The sequence below is a fragment of the Arthrobacter sp. GW822-FHT05G07 genome (genome assembly GCF_058799755.1).
In genome coordinates, this window is record NZ_JBXALT010000033.1 from 1 (window position 1) to 330 (window position 330).

Below are 330 nucleotides of genomic sequence, written 5' to 3' on the forward strand. Positions count from 1 at the left end.
GGAACCCAGGTTGTTGCTCCGATCACGGCTCCGGTAAACCTTGGTTCGACCTCGGCTGGTCTGCTGGGTGACTCGTCGGCCACGAACACTGGTGCTGGTTCGACTGGTACTTCGGCTCCGGCTACGTCGGGTGCTTCCACCTCCGGTTCTGACGGCATTGGTTCGGGAACCCAGATTGTTGCTCCGATCACCGCTCCGGTGAACCTTGGTTCGACCTCCGCTGGTCTGCTGGGTGACTCGTCCGCCGCGAATACTGGTGCTGGTTCGACTGGTACTTCGGCTCCGGCTACGTCGGGTGCTTCCACCTCCGGTTCTGACGGCATTGGTTCG

Annotated in this window: 1 pseudogene; it reads left to right on the plus strand. The window is 61.8% G+C overall.

The features are described 5' to 3' along the window. Window positions 1-330: pseudogene (locus AC1RJY_RS24020) on the plus strand (cell wall anchor protein); the annotation flags it as partial.